Origin of the sequence: Paenibacillus hamazuiensis (assembly GCF_023276405.1) — a bacterium.
GTDB classification, from domain to species: Bacteria; Bacillota; Bacilli; order Paenibacillales; family NBRC-103111; genus Paenibacillus_AF; species Paenibacillus_AF hamazuiensis.
Map to the genome: position 1 here is coordinate 8,229,617 of NZ_JALRMO010000001.1, position 25,307 is coordinate 8,254,923.

At 62.1% G+C, this 25,307-nt stretch carries 6 protein-coding genes; all 6 read left to right on the forward strand.

Annotation, left to right across the window (positions count from 1 at the left end; translation table 11 throughout):
- The first annotated feature begins 137 nt into the window (after window positions 1-137).
- On the forward strand, window positions 138-4,937 hold the full coding sequence (locus tag MYS68_RS36285) for an SDR family NAD(P)-dependent oxidoreductase (protein WP_248930393.1): 4,800 nt from the start codon (window positions 138-140) through the stop codon (window positions 4,935-4,937).
- A 3-nt stretch (window positions 4,938-4,940) separates the two neighbouring features.
- On the forward strand, window positions 4,941-11,903 hold the full coding sequence (locus tag MYS68_RS36290; protein ID WP_248930394.1) for a non-ribosomal peptide synthetase: 6,963 nt from the start codon (window positions 4,941-4,943) through the stop codon (window positions 11,901-11,903).
- Between the two features lie 71 nt (window positions 11,904-11,974).
- Window positions 11,975-15,196 (forward strand): non-ribosomal peptide synthetase, encoded by a 3,222-nt coding sequence (locus MYS68_RS36295; RefSeq protein WP_248930395.1) that lies wholly within the window; start codon window positions 11,975-11,977, stop codon window positions 15,194-15,196.
- Window positions 15,193-22,320 carry a type I polyketide synthase gene (locus tag MYS68_RS36300; protein WP_248930396.1) on the forward strand — a complete coding sequence of 2,376 codons (7,128 nt, stop codon included), beginning with the start codon at window positions 15,193-15,195 and terminating at the stop codon, window positions 22,318-22,320. Before MYS68_RS36295 ends, MYS68_RS36300 begins: the two co-directional genes overlap by 4 nt.
- On the forward strand, window positions 22,317-23,057 hold the full coding sequence (locus tag MYS68_RS36305; RefSeq protein WP_248930397.1) for a thioesterase II family protein: 741 nt from the start codon (window positions 22,317-22,319) through the stop codon (window positions 23,055-23,057). The genes MYS68_RS36300 and MYS68_RS36305 overlap by 4 nt, the downstream gene beginning before the upstream one ends.
- On the forward strand, window positions 23,054-25,285 hold the full coding sequence (locus MYS68_RS36310) for an efflux RND transporter permease subunit (protein WP_275983639.1): 2,232 nt from the start codon (window positions 23,054-23,056) through the stop codon (window positions 25,283-25,285). Before MYS68_RS36305 ends, MYS68_RS36310 begins: the two co-directional genes overlap by 4 nt.
- Window positions 25,286-25,307: the final 22 nt, after the last annotated feature.

Sequence of the window (25,307 nt, forward strand, 5' to 3'; positions counted from 1 at the left end):
CCCCATGAACATACCGGTCCCCCAAAAGTGAAGCAACCCCTCGCAGCAAATTCCGGGTACTTTTGGGGGAGCCCCCATGAACATATTTTGTGCGCTTTTGGGGAATCCCCGAATTTGGATAAAGGGAGTGTTTGATTGTGGAGCAGGTCAAAAAATACATTTTGTCCCAGGTCGCCGGGCAGAAGCTGTCCAAGGAAGAGGCCAAAGCGCTGCTTCTGGAGCTGACCTCCGCGGAGGTTGCGATCGATAAGGATATCGCGGTGATCGGGCTTGCCGGCAAATTTCCGCAAGCGGAAAATGCCGAGGCGTTCTGGAAGCTGCTGCGGGAGGGGGTCAATTGCATTCGCGAATACCCTGCCCACAGGCTGAAAGATTTCGAGCCGATTTTGCAAAACCCGTATTATACCGAATTTATGTTCGGCCGGGACATTCAGCCGGAAGACTTCGCCCACATCCACGTCAAGGCCGGCTACATGGACAACATCGACCGTTTCGATGCGGATTTCTTCGGTATTCCCCGCTCCGAGGCGACGTACATGGACCCGAGCCAGCGTTTGGCGCTTGAGACCGCATGGGAAGCCATGGAAGACGCCGGCTACGGCGGCGATACACTGATCGGCAGCCGGACCGGGGTGTATATCGGCAAGGACGGAACGAACTATTCCTATTACCGGCTGTGCTCCTTCCGCGACCCGATGCAGCTGACCGGCTCCTGGGAAAGCTTGATCGCGAGCCGCATCTCGTATTTGTACGATTTCAAAGGCCCCTGCATGATCATCGACACCGCCTGCTCGGCCGGTCTCATCAGCGTTCATATGGCGGCTCAAGCGCTTTTGGCCGGGGAGTGCGATCAAGCGATCGCCGGCGGCGTCAACCTGTTCACGACCGGCGAGCTGAAGGCCCGTTTTCTCGAGGGAGCGAACATGGGGAACGTCGAATCCGACGACAGCGCGATCCGTACGTTCGATGCCAGGGCCAACGGCACCGTATGGGGCGAGGGCGTCGGCCTTGTCATGCTTAAACCGCTGCAGCGCGCCATTGCCGACGGGGACAACATCCGCGCGATCATTAAAGCGAGCGTCATCAACAATGACGGCTCGACGAACAGCTTGACGGCGCCGAGCGCGAAAACGCAGGAGGAAGCGATTTTTCAGGCGTGGGAAAAAGCGGGTATTTCGCCCGAGACGGTCAGCTACATCGAAGCGCACGGAACGGGCACCGTTCTCGGAGACCCGATCGAGATCAAAGGGCTGACGAGCGCCTTCCGCCGTTATACGTCGCGTAAGCAGTTTTGCGCCATCGGTTCGCTGAAGACGAACATGGGGCATATGGTCGGAGCGTCCGGCGCCGCTTCGCTGATCAAGGTGATCAAGGCGATGGAGCATAAGGAGCTGGCGCCGATCATCAATTTCCAAACGCCCAATCCGTACATCAACTTCACGGACAGCCCGCTGTACGTGAACGACACGGTTCGGCCGTGGGAGACGGACGGCTTTCCGCGCCGGGCGGGCATCAGCTCCTTCGGCTTCAGCCGCACCAACTGCCACATGATCGTGGAGGAAGCGCCGGAGCTGACACCGGCACCTGCGGGGCAGCCCCGCTACTGCCTGACGATCAGCGCCAAAAACGAGCAGGCCTACCGCGACTATATCCAAAACTATGCGGACCATCTGGAGGGCGGCGCCTGGAATTTGGCCGATCTGTGCTACACGTCCAACATCGGCCGCGGCCACTACGAATACCGCGCCGCGCTGGTGGCGAGCTCCAAAGATGAGCTGCGCCGGCAGATCGCGGTGCTGGCCGCCCAGCAAGGCTTGGCGGACGGCATCCCGTACGTATTCGCCGGCAACCATCGCATTGTCAGCGAGAAAAAGACGCAGCTGGAGCCGGGCGAGCTGCGCATGCGCGAGCGTCGCCAGCTCAACGAGACGGCCGCGGGCAAGCTGCGCGATTACCTGGAGAACGGCTCGTCGGCCGCGTCGCTGCTGGCGGAGGTGTGCCGCTTGTATGCGGCCGGCGCCGACGTCGACTGGAAGGCCGTGTACGCGGGTGAGAAGCGCCGCCGGATTCCTGTGCCGGTGTATCCGATGCAGCGCATCCGGTACTGGGCCGCTCCGAAAATCACCAAGGTTCGCTCGCAAGCAGTGAACGTTTTGCATCCGCTCGTGGAAGAGCAGCTGCCGGCCGGGGCGGCGGGCGAAACGGTATACGAAACGAAATTCCGAATCGATCGGCACTGGGTGCTGTCGGATCACCGCATCAGCAAGCGGGCTGTGCTGCCGGGCACCACTTATTTGGAGATGGCGAGGTTTGCCGCGGCAAGAGCCTTCGGCAGAGACAGCGTAGAGCTGCGCGACATTTACTTCCTCGTTCCGATGGTGGTGGAGGAAGGGGCGGAGGTTACGGCACGGCTGACGCTCTCCGGTTTGTCCGGGCAGTCCGCTGCGGAACCGGGCGGTTACGCGTTTACGGTTTCCAGCCTCAACCAAGATGGAGACTGGGTTCCCCATGTCGAAGGCAAGCTGCTTCCGCTGGCCGCCGCGCCGGATAGGGAGAAGACGGATTTGGCTCAGCTGAAAAGCCGCGCGGATAGCGTCATCGACCCGTTTATTGGGGAAACCGACACCGGCGTGTTCCAGTTCGGACCGCATTGGGACACGGTCCGCGTCGTATGGCAGCTCGGTTCGGAGACGCTCGCGAAGCTGCAGCTGAATGCGCCGTTTCAGCCGGAGCTCGGCGTATACAAGCTGCACCCGTCGGTGCTCGACAACGCCATGAACCTGCTCAGCCAAAGCACGGGAGCGACGTTCCTGCCGTTTACGTATAAGAGCTTCCGGCTGTATACGCCGATGACGGACGACATGTATTCGCACATCCGCGTCCACGAAAACAAAGGCGGAAGCGGCGAAACGATCACCTACGACGTCGACCTGCTGGACGGCGAAGGCCGCGTGCTGGCGCAAGTCAGCGGGTATACGATCAAAAAGGTGCACGATGTTTCCGCTCTCGGCAGCGGCAGCGTGCCGGGCGAGTGCATGCAGATGGGCTGGGTGCTTCGTGAGCTGCCTGCGGCGGAAGCAGAAGCGGCTTCTTCCGAGACGGCAGGTGGCCCGTGGGCGCTTGTCGCCATCGCCGGCTCCCGCGCCGATCGGCTGATTGATGCGATCAAGACCGCCGGCAAGCATGTGCTTCCCTTCTATCTGGGAGCCGCCGCCGGAGCGGAGGGCGTCTACAGCCCGAACGAAGAGGGACTGGACGCCATGCTGGCGGCAGCGGAGCAGCAGGGTGCGCAAGGTATTCTGTTCGCCGCCGATTACACCTCTAATGACGAGTCGCTTGAACGTCTCGCCGTCCCGAATGAAGCGTTCCGCGCCAGACGCGAGCTTAGCGTAGACGCCTTGTTCAAGCTGTGCAAAACGATGCTCGCCCGCAAATCGAAATGGCCGGCCGGACTAAAAGTGCTGGTCCGTCAGGCGTGGTCGGTGGACGGGAACGAAAAGGGGCTTTCGCCGCTTTCGGCGGCGACCGCGGCGCTGGCCAGAGTCATCGGACAGGAATACCGCCATCTGCAGGTCGACGTCGTCGACGTTTCGGACGATGTTCCGGCGACCGATGCGATGAACGAGCTGTTTGTTTACGGCGGCAAGTTTTTCCGCGCCGTTCGTCCGGCCGGCGTATTCACCCAAGAGCTGCGCCCTCACCGGATCGCCGAAATGGAGAAGCTGACGCTCGATACGGAAGCGGTCTATGTCATTACCGGCGGCCTCGGCGGCTTGGGATTGTCCATCGCCGGCCGACTGGCCGACAAAGGTATGGCCAAAATCGTGCTGCTCGGCCGCAGCCGCCTCGCTTCCCCGGAGGAATGGGAGGAGCTGGCTGCGTCCGGAGAAGCCAGGTACCGCGCGCTGACGGAGCTTAAACCGAGGCTTGCCAGCCTCGAATATATACCGGCGGACGCAGCCGACGGCCCGGCGATAGAAAGGCTGGGCGAAGAGCTGAAGGCGCGCTATGGCCGCATTGCCGGCGTATTCCATGCGGCGGGAGTAGCGGGCGACGGATTTCTGATGTTCAAGGAGGAGCAGCGCTATCAGGACGTAACGAGGCCGAAGCTGGAGGGGACGCTCGCGCTGCTGCGCCTGCTGCCCGAAGACGGCACCGGCTTCCTGGCCCTTTTCTCCTCGATTGCCGCGTTGACCGGCGGAGAGGGGCAGGGCGACTACAGCGCCGCCAACGCTTTCCTCGATACGCTCGCGGATGCGGGGCAACTAGCGGGCCGCCGTGTGATCTCGATTAACTGGCCGAGCTGGAAAGAAGTCGGCATGTCGGTCGATTTCGGCGTGGACGAAGAGAATAACCTGTTCCGCCCGATCGCCGTCGCCGATGCGCTCGACTGGCTCGAATGGCTGATCGTCCATCCGCAGCGCAGCATTATTCCCGGCACGTTGAACAAAGCCGCCGCAGTGGAGCTCGCCGAGGAGCTGCCGTTCCGGCTTGCCGCGGAATTCCGAGCGTCCGAATCCCGGGCGGGAGCGGCTACGGGCGGAGCGGGCGTGCCGGATGTGCGCATCAAGGGCTGCGCCGATCCGACGGATACGCAGCGCACGTTAGGGGCGATTTTCGGAGCGGTGCTCGGACTGAGTGAAATCGATATTTTCGCCAGCTTCCAGGACATGGGCGGCAACTCGCTGATGGCGACGCAGCTGTTGAAGCTGATCGATGAGCAGTTCCCGGGAACGGTGGACATCTCCGACCTGTTCTCGTATCCGTCAGTCGACGATCTGGCGATGTTCATCGACAGCAAACGTCCGGCTGCACCTGCTGCCGCAGGTAAGGAGCAGTCCGGCGATGCGGCGGAGCGCGAGCTGATGGAGCTTGTCGAGAAGGAGCTGGAAGGCAGCGAGTTTCTGGAGCTGTTCAAGGAGCGAAACGGGAGGTAAACGATGGCAGACGAGGCCATGACGATAAAAAAAGAGCTTGTCCGTTATTTGCTGGATCGTTTGAAGCGGAAGGAGCTGGACCCGGAGCAGGCGGTAGCTTTCATCAAGGAGCTGCAAAAGAGCTCTGCGAGCGAGCCGGAGCCGATCGCCGTGGTCGGTTTGTCATGCCGCTTTCCCGAGGCGGAGGACGCCGGGCAATTCTGGAGCAATTTGGCCACGGGCCGGCAATCGATCGGCCCGTTTCCGGCGAATAGGCTGGAGGATTTCCAGCGGATCAAAGACTACTCCGGAGAGCTGCGGAAGGGCGGATTTCTCGGATCGGTGGACTATTTTGACGCGGAGTATTTTAACATTCCGCCGCGTGCGGCGATGAACATGGACCCGTACCACCGCTTGCTGCTCGAGGTGTTCGTCGAGAGCTTCGAGGATGCCGGCTACCACCGCGGCCAGGTGCAGGGGCGGAACATCGGCATTTTCGTCGGCAACGACCATACGCATCGGATGCACGATTCTTATATTACGTACCTTCAGGACGAGGACTTTACGACGAGCATCGGCTCGTGGACGGGCGTGCTGGCCAGCCGGCTGTCGTATTTGCTCAATCTCCGGGGACCGGCGTTTGTCGTCGACAGCGGCTGTTCATCCGCGCTGCTCGCGCTGGACGCCGCCATCAAGTCGATCCGCGAGGGCGACTGCGAAGCCGCCCTTGTCGGCGGCGTCAATATCACGTTCGATCCGGTCTATTTCGCCAACGAAACGCAATCGCAGGACTACACCGTCCGCGCATTCGACAAGGACGCAAACGGCACCGTGTGGAGCGAAGGCGTGGCCGCCGTGTACCTCAAGCCGCTGTCCAAGGCGATGGAGGACCGCGACGAGGTGTACGGCATCATCCGCGGCATCGCGGTGAACAACGACGGGAAATCGAACGGCCTCACCGCCCCGAGCGCCCGCGCGCAGCAGGAGGTGCTGCTCAAGGCGTGGGAGAGGGCGGGCATTCATCCGGAAACGATCTCTTATATCGAAACGCACGGTACGGGCACCGGTCTCGGCGACCCGATCGAAATCAAGGGGCTGGCCGGAGCGTTCGCCAAGCACAGCGGCAAACGCCAGTTTTGCGCGATCGGCTCGATCAAGACGAACATCGGGCATACGGTCGGGGTGGCCGGCCTTGCTTCCCTGATCAAGGTCATGCTGTCCTTGAAGGAGCGCCAGCTCCCGCCGAGCCTTAACTTTGCGGTTCCGAATCCGCTGATCGACTTCATGAACAGCCCTGTCTATGTGCAGGACCGGCTGACGGCGTGGGAGCCGCCGGCCGGCGTGCCGCGCCGCGCCGGGATCAGCTCCTTCAGCCTTTCCGGCACGAACTGCCACCTGGTCGTGGAGGAGGCGCCGAATGCAAACCGGTCTGCCGAAGCGGCGGAGGGCTGGGTATATCCGCTCTCCGGTTATTCATATGAGCTGCTCGGCAAGACGGTTCAACGCCACCTGCAATTTTTGCGGCGGCGGCCGGAATTGCGGCTGGAGGATGCGTGCTTTACCGCGTCGACCGGCCGCGAGCACCTGAACGTGCGGGCTGCGGTGTGGTGCCACGACAGGAATGGGCTGATCGCCGGCCTGGAGGCACTCGCCGAAGCGCTTGCGTCTGCCGGGGCCGGAACGCCTGCCGTATACGAAAGCGAGCGATATACGTTTTGGCTGCCGAGCCCTGCCGCATCCGGCTCCGGGGCCGAGGCTGCGCTTTACGCGGAGGCCGCCGCGCAGGCGCAGGCGCGCCGGCTGACGTCCTCCGCGGCGCAAGCGGATGCCGGGCTGAGGGCGGACGCCTGGCAGCAGCTTGCCGCTCTGTACGTGCAAGGAACGGACATCGCGTTCGAGCCGCTGTTCGCGGGCACGGACGTCCGCCGCTGCTCCTTGCCGCCGCATATTTTCAACAATAAGCGTTATTGGGATGAGACGCCGCGCATTCGCAAGCGGCTGGAGGAGGAGCGCGGCGGATTGCCGGACGATGCCCCGCTGTGGTTGCAAGCCGAAGCGGCGGGTTCCCGCCTGCCGGAAGAACACGAGGCCGCAAGCGAAGCGGAGCGGTTTCTCGCCTGGATATGGTCCGAGGCGCTCGGTTATCCGGTCATCGAGCCGCAGGCGGATTTTTACAAGCTGGGAGGCGACTCCGTGGTCGGCCTGCGCATCGTTCAGGCGGTGAACGATGCGCTCGCGCTCGACATTCCGATTTCGGCGCTGCTGGAAGCGGAGAACTTCTCCGATTTTGTCCGGCGAACGGAAAGTGGCTACGGCCTGTCCGCTGCACTGGCGCAGGCCCGGCTTCAGGCTGCGCTGCAAAGACCGGACGTGCCGGAGCGTGCGGACGATTCGTCGCCGATTCCGCTGACGCCGGCGCAAAACCGGATGTTCCTTACGGCCCAGCTCATACCTCATTCGGTCGCTTACAACGTGACCGGAGTGATGAGGCTGGAGCCGCATGAAAACGCAAGCGAAGTCGAGCGCCTGATGCTCCGGCTGATTGAGCGCCACGGCAGCCTGCGCACTTCCTTCCATATGGAGGACGGCGTCCCCGTGCAGGTGGTGCATCCGAGGGCGGAATTCACCCTGGAACGCCGCGTTTTGCAAACGCGGGAGGGCATGTCCCGAATCCGGCACCTGCAGGAAGAATTGGGTTCGTTTATTCGGCCGTTCGACCTGGCAAAAGCTCCGTTGATGCGCGCATGCTTTTATCAATATGACGATGGAGATGCATATTTGGCGATCGATTTGCACCATATCGTTACGGACGGCAGTTCGATGGGCCTCTTGTTCGCCGACTATGCGGCGCTGGCCGAAGGCCGGGCGCCCGCTGCGCTGCCGCTGTCGTACCGCGATGCCGTCCTGGCTTTGCGCAGCCGTTTGGAAAGCTCCTCCATGGAGGGGCACCGCAGCTGGTGGATGGAGCAGTTTGCGGACGGCGTCCCCATGCTGAACCTGCCTACAGATAAGCCGCGCCCCGGCACAAAGGACTATATCGGCGCGCGGATTTTCCATACGATTCCGGCCGATCTTACGGCCCGGGCGAAGGCGATGGCGCAAAACGCCGGGGCTACGCTGTTTATGGCGTTAATGGGGGTTTTCCACAATCTTCTCGCGCGTCTCGGAGGGGACCGGGATATCGTGATCGGGACCCCGGTCGCCGGCCGGCCCGGAGCGAACTATCAGCAGGTGGTCGGGATGTTTGTCGGTACGCTGCCGATCCGGACGCGTTCCGAGGACGGGATGAGCTTCAGCGAATGGTTAAGCTCGCTGAAACGCACGATAACTCACGCTTTTGACCATCAGGAATATCCTTACGAATCGCTGATCGAAGATTTGCAGCCGGAACGCTACCCCGGCCGCAACCCGCTGTTCGACGTCTATTTCGCGCTGCAAAATATCGATATGGGCTTATCCGGCCCATCGGACCGCATCATCCCGTTCGAATCGGGAACGGCCAAGTTCGATTTGACGGTGGTTGCCCGGGAAACCCCGGAAGGCCTGCTCATGGAGTGGGAGTATGCAACCGGCCTGTATACGCAGGAAACGATCGAGCGGCTGGCCCGCCGCTTCGAACGCATGCTGGCGGCCGCGGCGGGCAATCCGCAGACGACCTTGGGCGAACTCGACCTGATGCTGGAGGGTGAACGCTCGCGGCTGCTCGAGGAATGGAACGATACCGCGACATCGTACCCCGGCGGCCGGGGGATCGTGCCGCTTTTCGAGGAGTGGGCGGAGATTCGCGGCAGCGAAACGGCGCTGCGGATGGACGGGCGGACGCTCAGCTATGAAGAGCTGAATGCAAGGGCCAATCGCATTGCGCGGGCCATTCTCGGCAACGGAGCGGAGCGCGGGTCGGCCGTCGCCCTGCTGCTGCAGCGCTCCTTTGACATGATTGCAGCTATCTTCGGCGTGCTCAAGGCGGGCTGCCATTACGTGCCGCTTGACGCGGAGAACCCTTCCGACAGGCTGTCGACTATCATCCGGGACAGCGGGGCAAACGTGCTCGTGACGCATCCGGAGGCGGAGTGGCACCCGGTATCGGAGGCGATGCCGGAGCTGGCCGTGCTCGATCTGAGCGGGCTGAACGACGAGCTGTCGGCCGGCAATCTCGGGCTTGCCTGCTCAGGAGACGATCTCGCTTACGCGATGTTTACGTCAGGTTCGACCGGCACGCCGAAAGGCACGTTGATCCGCCAAAAAAGCGTCATCCGGGTCGTGAAGGGCAACCCGTTTTTCACCTTCCGCCAGGACGATGTGCTGCTGCAGCTGTCCAACTATTCGTTCGACGGCTCGATCATCGACATTTTCGGCGCCTTGCTGAACGGCGCAACCCTCGTGCTGCTGCATAAGCGCGAGGTGATCGATATGGAGGCGCTCGGGCGCATTATTCGGGAAAACGGAGTCAACGTATTGTTCATGACGACCTCCTTGTTTAACGCTTTGGTCGATACGAATCTGGAATGTCTCGACAACGTGAGGGCGGTGATGTTCGGCGGCGAAGCGGCGTCGGCCCGCCATGTGCGGAAAGCGTTCGCGCGGCTTGGTCCGGGAAGGTTGATCAACGGCTACGGACCTACGGAAACGACGGTGTTCGCCGTTACGTACACGGTCGACCGGCTGCCGGAGCAGGATAACATCCCGATCGGCCGCGCCATGGGCAATACCCACCTATATGTGCTGGACGGCAAGCTGCGGCTGACGCCGATCGGCGTTCCCGGGGAGCTGTATATCGGGGGAGACGGCCTTGCCGCCGGTTATTTGAACCGGCCGGAGCTGACTGCCGAGCGGTTTGTGCCGAACCCATTTCGTCCGGGCGAAACGATGTACAAAACCGGCGACCTCGTCGTTTGGAGCGAGGACGGGCTGCTCCGCTACATGGGTCGGCTTGACCATCAAGTCAAGCTGCGCGGCTTCCGGATCGAGCTCGGCGAAATCGAAGCGGCGGCGAAAAGGCAGCCGGAGGTGCGCGAAGCCCACGCGGGCATCGTCGGCGCCGAAGACAAGGGCAGCCGGAATCTTGCTTTATGGATCGTTCCGACCGGAGATATCGCTTCTTTCGACACGCACGATTTGCGCGTGAAGCTTGCGCGCATGCTGCCGGATTATATGGTGCCTCCGTTTATCGTGCCGCTCGCCGCAATGCCGCTGAATAAGAACGGCAAAATCGACACAGTCCGTTTACCGGCACCGGCTGAAGAGCCGCAAGGAACGAGGAGGGGACCGCGCAACGAGCGGGAGATGCTGCTTGCGGGCATCTGGTCCGACGTGCTGGGTATTTCTCAGCCGGGCATCGACGACAATTTCTTCTCGCTCGGCGGGGATTCGATCAAGGCGATTCAGGTGACGGCGCGCCTGCAGGGTACGGGTTATTCGCTGGAAACGGCGGACATGTTCCAATATTTGACGATCGAAACGCTGGCGCCGCGTCTGAAAACCGAGCAAGCTCCGGAGGGCGAGCAAGGGGAAGTGACGGGCGCCTGCCTGCCGAACCCGATCCAGACCTGGTATTTGCGGGACGGCGGGAGAATATCCCAGCGTTTCAATCAGGCAATGCTGATTTGCGGCAAAGGCGAATGGAACGGCAGCCGTCTCGAGGCGGCGCTCGATCGCCTATGCCGCCATCACGATGCGCTGCGGCTCGCTTTGTCCCCGGACGGCGAATTGGTCCTGAGAACGTCGACAGACGACAATCTGGTCTATGTGGCGGAGATGCCTGCCGATCTGAGCGGCCGTGCGCTCGAAGAATTTATGATCGAAGTCCAGGGACACATCCGCCTGCAGAACGGTCCGCTGGTTGCAGCGGCGGCAGGGAGCGGTCCCGATGGCTGGAGGCTGTTTATCGCCATCCATCACATCGCTGTGGACGTCGTGTCCTGGGGCGTGCTGCTCGAGGATCTGACCGTCTTGATGGCGGATCCCGAGGCGGTGCTGCCTCTGAAAACAACATCGTTCGCGGCGTGGACGCGGGCGCTGAACGATTGGGCCCGGACCGGCGGCGCGCGGAATGAGCTGCCGTATTGGCGCAGCGTGGCCCGGCAGGCCCGTGCGCTTCCGCCCCTTTTCCCGCCCGTCGCCGTGCTGCGCCGGGATACGGTGCGCGCGGTGCACCGGATCGACGGCGAGGTCGGGCTGGCGCTGTGCGGCGAAGCGAACCGCGCCTATCATACCGAGACGGTCCACCTGCTGCTCTGCGTGCTGAGCCGCGCGCTCGGGGCTTGGAGACAGGCGCCGGCCGTGCTCGTCCAGCTTGAGGGACACGGCCGCGAGCGCTTTGCGCCGGGTCTCGATGTGAGCCGCACGGCCGGCTGGTTTACAAGCGCATTCCCGGTGCTGCTGGACGCGAGCGGCGAACCGGGCGAAGCCGTCGTTGCGGTCAAGGAAGCCGTTCGCGGCGTGCCGCGGCGGGGCTTCGGCTTCGGCGCCCTTCGCTGGCTGGATGCGGAGCTCGCCCCGGAAGCGAGGGCCGATTTGGAGAGCCTGCAGCCGGCGATCAGCTTTAATTACCTCGGCGTCCAGGATTTGGGCGCGGCGGGTGCAGGAGCAGGCGCGGAGGTTACGGATGTGCCCGGTGCAGTTCAGAAGCCCGGCGGCATGCCGGGATCGAGCGGTCGGAGCGAACCGGACGCGGCAGATGTGCGGACCGAGGCGCTGCCGGCGGATATAACGGTCGACGACGAATTCGCGTCCGGGTGGGCGCTGGACATTGTTGCGGCCCAGACCGGCCAAACGTTAAGCCTGGAATTCCGCTATCCCCGGGCGATGTTCGATGAGGGGCAGTTCGCCGAATTCCTCGGCATGCTGGGCGCCGCCGCCCGCGAGATTGCGGCTTACTGCACCGGCAAAGAGAGCGGCGAGAAGACCGCCTCCGATTTCACGGCAGCCCGGCTGCGGCAGGAGGAGCTGGAAAATATACTCGACGACCTTACAGGGGGGTTCTCCTAAAAGTAACTGTGAAGGGATACTTCACTCCCGGGGGATGCTGTCCGCCCGGCAGTCGATAAAGGAGCTGTACGATGATTAGCAAAGAGAACATCCAGGATATTTACGGTTTGTCTTCGATGCAAAAAAGCATGCTGGTCCATCATGCGCTCGATACATCGTCTTCGGCATACGTGGAGCAGTTTGACTTTCGTATCGCCGGGGACGTAGACCCCTCCCGCATGGAGTGGGCGCTGGCGAAGCTTTCGGACCGGCATGATATTCTTCGCACGGTATTTTCCTACCGGAAGACCGACCTGCCGCGGCAGGTCGTCCTGAAATCGTGGGAGCCTCCGTTCACCTTTCTCGACCTGCGGGAAAACGTCTCGCCGGAGGAATCGGCGGAGGCGTTCAAGGCGGAGGACCGCGGTCGCGGCTTCGATCTGAGCCAGGACGTGCTGCTTCGCGGAGCGCTGCTGCGCACGGAGGAGCGGAGATGGCGGTTTGTGCTCACCTTCCATCACATTTTGATGGACGGATGGTCGCTCGGCCCGCTGTTTCAGGAATTGTTCGGCCTGTACGAGGCGGCGGCCGAGCCGGACCGCTACACGCTGGCCGGCGATGCGCATCCTTACCGCGAATACATTCGCTGGCTGGAGGAACAGAGCGAGGAGCAGGCGCTGGCCTATTGGGAGCAAGCGCTCGCCGGCTACGAAAAGCCGGTGGCGATTCCCGCTTTCGGTCCGGGAGGCCCTTACCGCCATGCCGTCCATCGCTTCGAGCTGCCGGCAACGCTGGCTGCTCGGCTTGGCGAGCTCGCGCGGTCGCGCCGGCTGACGGTGAATACGTTGTTCCAGAGCGCCTGGGGGCTGCTTTTGCAGAAATATAACTACACCCGCGACGCCGTATTCGGCAGCGTCGTGTCCGGCCGCCCTCCCGGGCTGCCGGGCGTGGAATCGATGATCGGCTTGTTCATCAACACCCAGCCGCTGCGGGTGCATGCCGAGCAGGGAGATACGTTCATCTCCCTCTGTTCGCGCGTGCAGAAGGCGAGCTTCGCGGCCGTGCCTTACGAGTTCTGCCCGCTGTTCGACATCCAAAGCCGCAGCCCGCTGAAAAACAAGCTGCTGGATCACGTCGTCGCCTTCGAAAACTATCCGCTCGCCGAGCGGCTGCGGGATCTCGCCTCGCAATCGGGCCAATCGCTGTCGTTCGAGGACGTGCAGGTGTTCGAGCGCACCAACTACGATTTCCATGTGGTCGTCAATCCCGGCGAAACGTTTGTCGTACAATTCACATTCAACGAGGCGGTATACACGAGGGAGACGATGGAAGGGCTGGAGCGCAGCTTGACGACGCTGCTCGAGGCCGCCTGCGCCAAGCCGGACGCTTCCGTCGACGAGCTCGGCATATGCTCCGGAACGGATCGAGCCATCGTGATCGAACGCTTCAATGCGACGCGCCGGACGTATCCGGCCGATTCCACCGTCGACGCCGTGTTCCGGGACGTCGCCGCCCGTCGGGCCGCGGATACCGCGCTGATGTGGCGCGACCGCAGCTGCACCTACGGCGAGCTCGACCGCTGGTCCGACCGTCTCGCGGCGAAGCTGCAGGAGCAGGGAGTGGGGCCGGGATCGGTTGTCGGGCTCATGACCCCGCGCTGCCCGGAAATGGCCGCGGGCATCTTGGGCATTTTGAAGACCGGAGCGGCTTATGTGCCGCTGGACCTGCTCAATTCCCCGGAACGGCTCGCCTTTATGATCGGGGACGCCGGCATCAGAGTGCTTTGCACCTTGCCGGAGCTCGCCCCGAAAGCTCCATCCGGCATGAACGTGCTGCTGCTGGAGGATTCGAACGATCCGGCGGGCACGCCCCCGGTTCCCGCCGAGCACGATGCGGAATGCACCGCCTATTTGATGTATACGTCCGGCTCGACCGGCCAGCCGAAAGGATGTCTGATTACGCACCGCAACATCCTCCGCCTCGTGTTCGGCCCGGACTTTATCGATTTCGGCCCGCACCAGGTCATTTTGCAAACCGGCTCCCCGGCCTTCGATGCCAGCACGTTTGAAATTTGGGGAGCGCTGCTGCATGGCGGCATTCTCGTGCTTGCGGGCGAGGAGGATATCCTCGATCCGGGCCGCCTGAAGCCGCTGCTGGAGCGGAAAGCCGTCAGCAGCATATGGCTGACCGCCGCCTTGTTCAACAAGCTGTGCGACCAGGACCCGTCGCTATTCGCGCCGCTTCGCAACCTGCTCGTCGGCGGCGACGTGCTGTCCTCCCGCCATATTCGCCGCGCGTTGGAAGCGAATCCGGGGCTTAGAATCGTCAACGGCTACGGGCCTACGGAAAATACGACGTTCTCAACGACTCATGTCGTGACGGAGGCCGACCTCCGGAACGGACGCATACCGATCGGGCGGCCGCTGGCCAACTCGACCGCCTATATCGTCGATCACGGACTTCAGCCGCTGCCCGTCGGGGCGCTCGGCGAGCTTTGCGTCGGCGGCGACGGCGTCGGACTCGGCTATCACAACCGGCCGGAGCTGACGGCGGAGCGCTTCCTGGACGATCCGTTCGCGCCAGGCGGTCGGATGTACCGGACCGGCGATTTGGCCCGCTGGCTGCCGGATGGACGCTTAGATTTTCTCGGCAGAACCGATTTCCAGGTGAAAATTCGCGGCTACCGCGTAGAGCTCGGCGAAATCGAACGCGCGATGGCGCAGCTGCCCGGCGTCAAGGAAGTGACGGTGCTGGTTCGGGAGATCGGCGAGGATAAGCAGCTTTGTGCGTACTTCACCTGCGAAGGAGAGCCGGATTTGCGGGGCTGGAAAACGACGCTGGCCAAGGCGCTTCCAAGCTATATGATCCCGGCGTTTTTCACCCGGCTGGAGGCGATGCCGCTCACGGTCAACGGCAAGGTGGACCGGCAGGCGCTCCCCGCGCCGTCGGCGGCTTCCTTGGCCGGCTCCGCCGCCCCCCGCGCTTTAAGCGGGGTGGAAAAGACGGTCGCCGACATTGTTTGTTCGGTGCTGGGCGTGGAGACGGTGGATACGAACGATAACTTTTTTGAAATCGGGGTCAACTCCCTGAACTTAATGACGATCAACAACCGGCTGAAGCAAGCTTTCGACCGGGACATTCCGCTGACGGCGATGTTCGAGCACACCAGCGTCTCCCGCCTGGCCGAATATTTGAAGCTTCCGGACCTTTCCGGAGCCGGCAGAGACGAAGAGATGAGCCGGGAGCTGTCCAGAGCGCGCAGCACGCTGCTGAAAACGGGCTCCCTTATCCGAAAACTGGAGGATCAAGCATGAAGGTAAAGACGAACTACACGGGACTCGAAATTGCGGTCATCGGCATGTCGGGTCGTTTTCCGGGGGCCGATGACGTAGCTTCGTTTTGGAGCAATCTGACCGGGGGAGTCGAATCGATATCTTTTTTTACGGACGACGAGCTGATTGCGGCGGGCGTTGAGCCCGAGCTGCTGGCGAAGCCGAACTACGTTCGCGCCAAAGGCGTCTTTCCGCGGCTTGAATTTTTCGATGCGGAGTTTTTCGGCTACACGCCGCGAGACGCTGCGATGATGGACCCCCAGGTCCGGGCGCTTCACGAGGAGGTGTACCGCGCGCTGGAGGATGCGGGCTACGCGTCGGATACGTACCGCGGCAGCATCGGGCTGTTCGTCGGCGCCTCGGGCAATTTCGTCTGGGAGCTGGAGACGATGAAAGCGACCGTCGACGGCGGCGGTCTGCAGTTTGCCACCCTCCAGCTGAACGATAAAGATTTTGCCGCTACGCGAATCGCCTACAGTCTTAATCTTCAAGGCCCTTGCGCCACCGTACATTGCGCCTGCTCCACCTCGCTGTATGCCGTCGATATGGCCTGCCGCCACATCCTGACCGGCGCTTGCTCCATTGCGGTAGCGGGCGGCAGCGGTCTGACTCTGCCTCACCGCAAAGGATATTTGTACGAGGAGGGCATGATCCATTCTCCGGACGGCCACTGCCGTCCGTTCGACCAGGATGCGAAGGGCACTGTCGAGGGCAACGGCACGGGCGTCGTCGTGCTGAAAAGCCTCGAGGACGCGATTCGCGACCGCGACCGCATTTATGCCGTGATCCGGGGAACCGGGGTCAACAACGACGGCAACCGCAAGGTCGGCTTTACGGCGCCGAGCGTCGAAGGGCAGGCGGAGGTCATCCGCCGCGCGCTGATGCTGTCGGACGTGCCGCCGGAAACCGTCGGCTACATCGAAGCTCACGGCACCGGCACGACGCTCGGGGATCCGATCGAGGTCGCCGGCCTGACGAAGGCGTTCCAGTCCGTTCCTCCCGGCTCGTGCGGCATCGGCTCGCTGAAGTCGAATATCGGTCATCTGGACGTGGCCGCCGGCATCTCGTCCTTCATCAAGACCGTTCTCTCGCTCGAAAACCGGGTCATCCCGGCAAGCCTCAACTTCGAAGCGATCAATCCCAACATCGATTTGAACGGCAGCCCGTTCCGCATCGTAGCGAAGACGGAAAGCTGGCAGCGAAAGCCGGCACCGGGCGAAGCGGATGCGTACTTGCCGCTGCGCGCCGGGGTCAGCTCCTTCGGCATCGGGGGCACGAACGTGCACGTGGTGCTCGAGGAGGCGCCCGAGCGCGAGCCGTCCGGTCCCGGACGCGAATGGAACGTGCTCTGCCTGTCGGCGCGCAGCGATACCGCTTTGCGGCGCATGCAGGAGGATTATCTCGCGCATCTGGAACGATATCCGGGGGAGCTGAATCCCGCCGACTTGGCGTGGAGCGTGCAAACCGGCAAGCGAAATCTGTCGGAGCGTTTCGCCATGGCCTACCGCGATCCGCAGGAGCTGGCCGAAGGCCTGCGGGCGGCGTTGGAGGGCGCCCGTCCTGGGCGTGCCCGCCGCGCGGCGGCATCGTCCTCCAAGCCGAACGTCTATTTCCTGTTCCCGGGGCAAGGCTCGCAATATCCGGGTATGGCCCGCGATCTGTACCGGGCGGAGCCGCTGTTCCGCCGGGAGCTGGAGACGTGCCTGAAGCTGGCCGAAGCCGAAGGCATGGGCGAACTGCGCCGCGTGCTTCTGGAGCCGAAGGAAGGCGACGAGGAGCTGATCCTCGAAACCGACATGACGCAGCTGAGCTTGTTTGCGGTCGAATACGCAATGGCGCGGCTGCTGATGTCGTGGGGCATTCAGCCGACGGGCATGATCGGGCACAGCCTCGGCGAATATACGGCCGCCTGTCTGGCAGGGGTGTTTTCGCTCGAAGACGGCATCCGGCTCGTAACGGCCAGGGGCCGCCTGATGAAATCGATGCCCCGCGGCTCGATGCTCGCCGTCGCCGCATCCGCGGAAGCGGCACTCCCGTACTTGAGCCGCGCCCTGTCCGTGGCTGCGATGAACAGCCCGGCCAGCTGCACGTTGTCCGGCACCGACGAGGCGATCGCCGAGGCGGAAAACAAGCTGTCGGCCGCCGGCATTCGTACGCGCCGGGTGCGTACGTCGCACGCGTTTCACTCGTCTCTGATGGACGGGGCGCTCGCTCCGTTCGGCGAGCTGATCTCCAGCGTGAAGCTGCAGGAGCCCGTGCTGCCGTACGTGTCGAACTTGACCGGCGACTGGATCCGGCCCGAAGAAGCCGTCGATCCTTCATATTACCCGAAGCATCTGAGGGGCAGCGTCAAGTTCGAGCAGGGGCTGGCCGCGGTTCTCGCCGATTCCCGGGCTGTGCTGGTAGAGGTCGGTCCGGGCCGGGTGCTGTCGTCTTTCGCACGGCAGATGGCGGCCCAAAATCCGGTTGCCGCCATCGTCACGCTTCGCAATGCGCAGGAGGAGGGGCCGGACGATGCGTTTCTTGCGGCCAGCCTCGGCGAGCTGTGGTGCCAAGGGGTAGTTCCCGACTGGAAAGCCTACTATAAAGATCAAGTGCGGAGCCGCATCCCGCTGCCGCTGTACCGGTTTGATGAGACGGCATTTCCGCTCGGCCGCGGCGACTACAGCGGGATGCTGCCGGCCAGGCAGGAGGCGGCTGCGGCATCCGCCGTTCCCGCGCCGGGGCCGATGCCTGCCGAGCGTACCGGATATGCCGGCAGGGTCGTGTGGGAGCCTGTTTTTCTGCCGCCGGTGACGAGCTCGGATCAGCCGCGGGCCTGCCTGATCATGGCTGACGACGCCGTTTCGATCCGCCATCTCCTGCAGAGGATGCCGAGATGGCGCAGCCTGCTCGTACAAAGCGGCGAGGGCTACCGCTTTAACGGCACGCTCGGCGCTACCGTACGCCCGGCGAATGCGATCGATGTATACCGGCTGATCCGCGATTTGCGGAACCGGGCTTTGCTTCCCGATACGATTGTCGTGGCGCGTTCGGCCGGTGGCCGCACCGAAGCGGAGCTGAGGTTGCTCGTCCATGCGCTTAAGGCAGAGCTGCGACAGGCGCTGCCGGAGATCGTCGTGCTCAGCCCCGTTTCTCCGGTTACCGCAAGCGAGGGGCTTGTGACGCTCATCCGCAGTCTGCGTGCGGAAATCCCCGGTCTCAACCTGCGCTTGATCGATGCCGGAGAACCGCTGAACGGCAAAGCGACCGCCGCCCGCTGGGCCGCGATTTTGGAGCGGGAGCTCGGCTCGGATCAGCATCTGCACGCAGCCGTCTGCTATTCGGGAGAGCAGCGTCTCGTGCCGCGCTTCAGAGATTTCCATGAGACGCCGGTGAGCGGCATGTCCCGTTTTCGCGGCCGCCACGTTATCGTCATGAGCCCCGATGAGCGGCTTCCGCTTCCGCTGGCCGCCTCCTTCGTCCAAGCGGGTGCGCGCATCAGCATGCTGCCATACCGGCTGGGCGGCGCCGCCTTCGACAAAACGACGGTCAGGCCGCTGCTTCAGGAGCTGACCGCGGAGCAGGACCGTTACATAAGCCGCTTCGGCATAGAAGACTTGACCGCTGCCCATCGGCTCGTGGACGAATATGCCGCGCGTCTGAGCTTCGACTTTGTACAGGAGCTGTTCCCGCTGGAGCCGGGGCGCACGTTCGATACCGGCGAGTTTATGGAAGGGCTCGGCATCGCCCCCTCTCTCGGCAAATACGGCCGTTATTTCCTCCACATGTTCCGCGAGGACGGCATTTTGGCGGCTGGGGGGGAAGAAGGCCACTACCGCGTTACGGACAAAAAGCTGCGCAATCCGGCGGACATCCGCGCCGCCATCGAGCGGATGACCCCACTGTTTTCCGGACAGCTGAACCTGCTGGAGCACTGCGTCGGCGGGTTCAGATCGGCGATGAAAGGAGAAGTGCCGGCGCTCGCCGTCCTGTACCCGGGGGGCAGCAACCAGCTGATCCTCGACAGCTATAAAGGCTCGGTCCAGGAGCGGGAAGACGAGCTGATCAAGGAAATGTTCTCCGTCCTGCTCATGCGCATCGCCGGCCGGAAAAGGAGAATCCGGATTCTCGAAGCGGGCGGCGGCTACGGCTCGATTTTGCGCCGCGTCGCACCGCTGCTCAAAGGCATGGAAATCGAATATTACTTCACCGACGTGGGCAGCTCGTTCGTCGAATCGTTCAAGATGCACGCGCTGGAAGAGGATTTGCATTTCATGCATTTCGGCGTGCTTGACATTACCCGCGATCCGAAGGAGCAAGGCTTTGAGCTCTCCTCCTTCGATCTCGTATTCGCCTATAACGTCGTTCACGCTACGCACCGCTTGTCGGTCAGTCTGGGCAATATGCAAAAGCTGCTGAAGCCCGGCGGGCTGCTCTGCGTCCTCGAGCGCACGCGGGTGCGCCGTTACGTCGACCTGATCTGGGGCTTGGCGGACGGCTGGTGGCACTTTGACGAAACCGAACGGGAGCTGTCGCCGCTAGCTTCCTTGGAGCAATGGGAGGGGCATTTCTCCGCGCTCGGCCTTGAGGAGGTCGCCGCTTTCCCGGATAAAAACGAGCTGCGCGAACGGCTGGACGTCGGCATCATCATCGGCCAGCGCGCAGCCGCCGAGCTAACCCCGGCGGCCAAACCGGCACCGGAAGGGGTCAAGCTGCTGCGGCCTGTCGCCGCTGCCGACGCAGCGGCTCTGGAGGAGGCACTGGAAGCCGCCCTGGCGGACCGGACGGACGTGGAGGAGATCGTCCTGTGGGATGCCGCCCAGCCGACCTCGCTGCGCCGCGACTCGTTCGTGCCCGCCGTCGCCGAAAGGGCCAGAGCGGCAATTGCCGCAGGCCGCGTGGCAGCCAAAGCGAGCGCCAGGCAAAACCGGCCGGCGATGATCGTCTCCGTCCTTCCGGAGCCGGGCGATTGGGGGCCCGACCTTACCGCCTGGGCGGCGGGGCACGAAGAGCTGGACGCGTCCGCGCAGGTATACCGCATATACGTGCCCGATGGAGACGCGCTTCGCTCCATGGAAACCATAATTCCGATGCTGGAGACGATGCTGGAGTCCGGGCTGCGCCGCACGGTCATCGATGCCGGCCGGCATCCGCTGTTCGAGCCGGCGCAGGTAAGCGCCGCTGTCGCGGAGGAAAGCAAAGCATCCGGACTGAGCGGGCTCGAGGCGATCATCGGCGAAGTATGGAGCAAGCTGCTCGGGCGCGATGAGATCGACCCGGATGCCGACTTTTTTGCGATCGGCGGCGACTCCTTCAAGCTGATTCAAATGACGATGGACCTCGAACGCGAAGGCTACAAGGTGCTCATGAACGAGGTGTACAAATATCCGACGATCCGTTCGCTCGCCCGGTATTTGGAGGAGGAGAGCAAGAAGGAGAACAAGGATATCGCCGAAGCGGCCGATCTTATCGCCATTCTCAAAGACACGGCCGGTTTCAGTTGCCATCACCGCATCGTGCAGGCCGCGAATGATCAGGAGCCGCTGAACCTGCTGCTCGTAGACGAATGGACGGGCGAAGACGCGGAGCCGATTCGCAAGCAGCTGCGCAGCCTCAGAGTGCCCGGTGAGCTGCTGCCGCATTACATCCTTCCTGCGTCCCTGTTCGGGCCACATCTGCCGGACATCATCACGATGGAAAACCTGCTTGGACGCGGCGTGCTCGGCCATTCGGAAAAAGCGGTGCTGGACGGCTTCCTGAGCCGCATCGGCGAGGATCGCCGGCGGTTTAACGAAGCGATTTTGAATCAGCCCGTCGTCAGCCGCTACGGCCTCAGCAATGCGCAGCGGATGCACTTCCGCAGCGAGGTTCGGCTGCAGATGTATTTGATCGAGTTTAACGATCTCGTCGACGAAAGCGTGTTGGAGCAGGCGTTCTGCGACGTGGTCGGCAGCCACGGCCTGCTGCGCAGCTGTCTGTACAAGACGATGTGGGAATACCGCTGGAAGGAGCATGCGCCTCCCCAGCAAACGCCGCTTCCGCGCCTCGATCTGTCCGGCTTGTCCCAAGAGGCGCAGTCCCGCGTCATGATGGAGCTGATCAAACACGAGTGGGAGGCCGATTTCAAAAAGGCGGGCACGCCGATGTATCACGTCGTGCTCGTTAAATACAACGAGCGGCGCTACGACTTGTTTTTCCAAATCGATCACTCGATCTTCGACGTCACGTCCGGCCAAATTATGCGGCGGCACATTCTTCAGCGGTACCGGGATCTGCAGAGGGGCGTCCGCAAGGCGATGGAGGTGTCGACCGGCTACCGGGAATATCTCGAGCAAATTCGCCGCGGCCCGATCGGCATCGATGCGGACGGCTTGATCGCCGCGCTGGAGCTTGACAAGTTCAACCGATACCTGCAGCTTGCGCAGGAGCGGATGAAGGCGCGGCCGCAGGGGAGAATTCAGCAGGTGCGCTGCAAAATCGACCTGACGCCGTTCCAGTTCGATCATACCGACGAAGACGGCACGTTCGAGCTGGTGCTGCACCTGTACATCCTGGTCGTCTCGCGGCTGCTGCAAATCGACGGCGTCCCGTTCCTGCTGCTGTTCCAAAACCGCAGATACCAAAGCAAGAGCTTTAACGACGTGATCGGCCTTATTGTCGACGGCCTGCCGCTGGTCGTTCCGGTCGACCGCGACGATCCGTCCCGCATGACCGCCGTCATCCGGCAGCGGATGGAGCTGGTCAACAAGCACAATATCAATTTTTTCAACCTCGTATGGAACCTCTCGTCGCTGCTGACGTGGAGAAAGCTGTTCGCCAAAATGAAAAGCGGCAAATCGTCGTTTTTCACACCGCTGCTGATGAACTATGCGGGAAGCGCGGAAGCGGAGTACGGGAAAATATGGGATTACAGCATGGAGCTGCTCGATCAGGACAATCAGGAGAAGCTGGACTACGCCGACTTTTACGGAGTGGCCAAAGTCGTAAGCGGGGAGCTGGATTTCCTCATCCTGTGCAAATTCGAGCCGGACATGGAGCGCGTTCGCCAAATCGTGGAGGAGGAGACGGCGCATCTGCTCAAGCTTCGCATGGAGAAAAAGGAAACGGAGGCGAGAATGGGATGAGCCCGATCGACTTGATCTGCATTCCTTATGCCGGCGGGTCCGCTCACGCCATTTACGGCAAATGGGCGGAGAAGCTGGATGCGCGGATTCAGCTTCATCCTCTGGAGCTGGCCGGGCACGGCCGAAGAATGGGGCAGGCGCTGGACGACAGCGTCGCCTCCGCCGTGGCGGATATGCTCCGCTCGATCCGCTCCCGGGTCGCGCTGCGGCCTTACGCGATTTACGGCCACAGCATGGGCACCGTGCTGGCCTACGAGCTGGCGGCGGCGATCCGCGAAGCGGGGTTGCCCGAACCCCTCGTATTGTTTTTGTCGGGACGGCTCCCGCCGCATCACCGTTATGTCAATAACGAGATGCACGCGCTGACGGACGAGGTGTTTCTGGACAAAATCAAGCGGCTTGGCGGAACCCCGCCCCAGCTGTTCGAATCGAAGGAGCTGATCAAGCTGTTCCTGCCTATTTTGCGCAACGATTACCGGATCATCGAGCAGTACCGATGCAAGCTGCCTCCGGCGCGGTTTGCGTCCGATGTCGTTTTTTTGCACAGCGACGGGGATTCTTTGGTGACCAAGCCGCATATCTATGAGTGGGAGCAGTATACGTCAGGCCGCTTCGAGGTGCACGAATACCAAGGCGGGCATTTTTTCCTGAACGACCAATGGCTGGACATTTGCCGAATCATCAACCGCAAGCTGATCCCTGTGCAGGAATGTCCCGCCAGTGAGGTACGCCGATGAGCCGACTGACGAATTTTTCGATGAAAAACGTTTCGGCGGTGTTCATCATCATGTTTCTGCTGTTCGGCGGCGGCCTGTATGCCGGAAGCGAGCTGAAAATGGAAAGCCTGCCGGACTTTTCGTTTCCGATCGTCGTCGTGCAGACGCGGTACGTCGCGCCGCCGCAGGACGTGCTGGATCAAATCACGAAGCCGATCGAAAAAGAGCTCGCCAACGTCGAAGGGCTCAATACGATCAGCTCCACCTCCAGCGACAACGTCTCCACCGTCGTCCTTGAATTCGGGCAAGGCCGGAACCTGAAGGAAGCGAAGCGCGATGTGGAAAGTTTGCTGCAAAACGTCAGCCTCCCGCAGGGGGCGGAGCGGCCGAAAGCGATGACGACGGGCTTTGCCAACGATCCGGTCTATTACATGGCGATTTACGGTGAAAACGGAATAAGTCAGGCGGAGCTGGACCGGGTATATGAAGATACCATCCTTCCCGCATTTAACGGGCTGAAGGGGATCGATCACGTCGCTTCGATCGGCAACCACGAGGCGGAAATCCGCATCAAGCTGGATGCGAAGGCGCTAAATGCGTTCGGCCTCGCCCCCCGGGATGTCGAGCAAAGCATCCAAAACGCGCTCCAGTCGAGCCCGGCGGGCAACGCCAAAATCGACGGCCAAAGCCGAATGGTCCGGGTAAGCGGCGAAATCAACACCGTTTACAGCCTGGAAAAGCTGAACGTCACCACCCCGAAGGGCGATGTGCTGCCGCTCGGCAAGCTGGCGTCCGTCAGCTCGGTCAGCGAATCGAAGTATATCGCGAGATTGGACGGCAAACCGACCATCGCGGTTCATTTGTACAAAGCGAAAAGCGCGAATGCGGTTCAGTTTGCCGAGGGAGCCGACAAGCTGATCGAGGGCTGGAAGCAAACGCTGCCGAACGTCAAATTTCATACGGTGTATAATGCGGCGGCCGACATCAAGCTTTCCATCGAAGGCATGGTGAAGGAGGGCGTGATCGGCGCTCTGCTTGCCTCGGCGATGATCCTCGTCTTTCTGCGGAACGTGCGGATGACGATGATCGTGCTCGTGTCGATTCCGCTGTCGATTCTGATCACGCTGCTTGTCATGGCCCCGCTCGGCATTACGCTGAATATTATGACACTGGGGGGCATCGCCATCTCGATCGGTCGCGTCGTCGACGACAGCATCGTCGTTATCGAGAATATATACACCCAGCTCGTGAAGCGCCAGGAGCGAAGCGAGGATGTGATCCGGTTCGCGACGAAACAGGTGGCGACGGCGATCACTTCCTCCACCATCACGACCGTCGGCGTTTTCGGTCCGATGGCGCTTGTAGGCGATACGCTCGGGGAAATTTTCCGGCCGTTCGCGCTCACGATTGTCGTCGCTTTGCTCGCCTCGCTTCTCGTGTCCGTCACGGTCATCCCGATGCTGGCCAAGCTGATGGTGCTTAGGCGGAAGAAGGCGATTCCCGCCCACCATGAAGGCATGGGAAGCATGTCCGAGCGGTATCGGCGATCACTCGACTGGGTGCTGCGCAACCGGATCAAGACGCTGCTTCTCACCGGCCTCATCTTCGTCGTTTCGATCGTTTCGACCGTGCCGTTTCTCGGGGCCAGCTTCATGCCGCAAAGCGAGGCGGATAAGCTGATCATGGTCGAAGTGAAAATGCCTCCGGAGACGAGCTTCGATATGCTCGATCTTCAAATGAAGCAGATCGAAACGATCATGGCCGAAGCCAAAAACGATAACGGCGGAAAGACGTTCGATTACGTCGAGGCTTTGATCGGGTATTACCTGAACGCCGACGAACGCACCGAGAATCGCGCGATGTTTTTCCTGAGGGCCGGAGAGACGACCGACGCCAAGGCGGCGGCGAAGCAGCTCAAGGAGAAGATCGTTTACGAGCTTCCGCAAAAATCGACCGTGGAAAGCACGGTGCTTTCCTTCGGCAGCGTATCGACAGGCGACGATTTCGTCTATCACTTAAAGGGTGAAAACGAGCTGCAGCTCGAAAAAGCGGCGGAAGCCGTCAAGGAGAAGCTGAAATCGTATCCGGAGCTGATCGGAATCAAGGACAGTCTCGGCGACAAGCGGGAGGAGGTCGAAATTGCGGTCGATCCGGAAAAATCCCGGCTGTACGGACTTTCCTCGGCGCAAATTTTGGAGATGGTAGCGGCCTGGATCGGCGTTAAGGACATCGGCGACTTCCGAGTTTAACGACGAGATCTTCACGACGAAA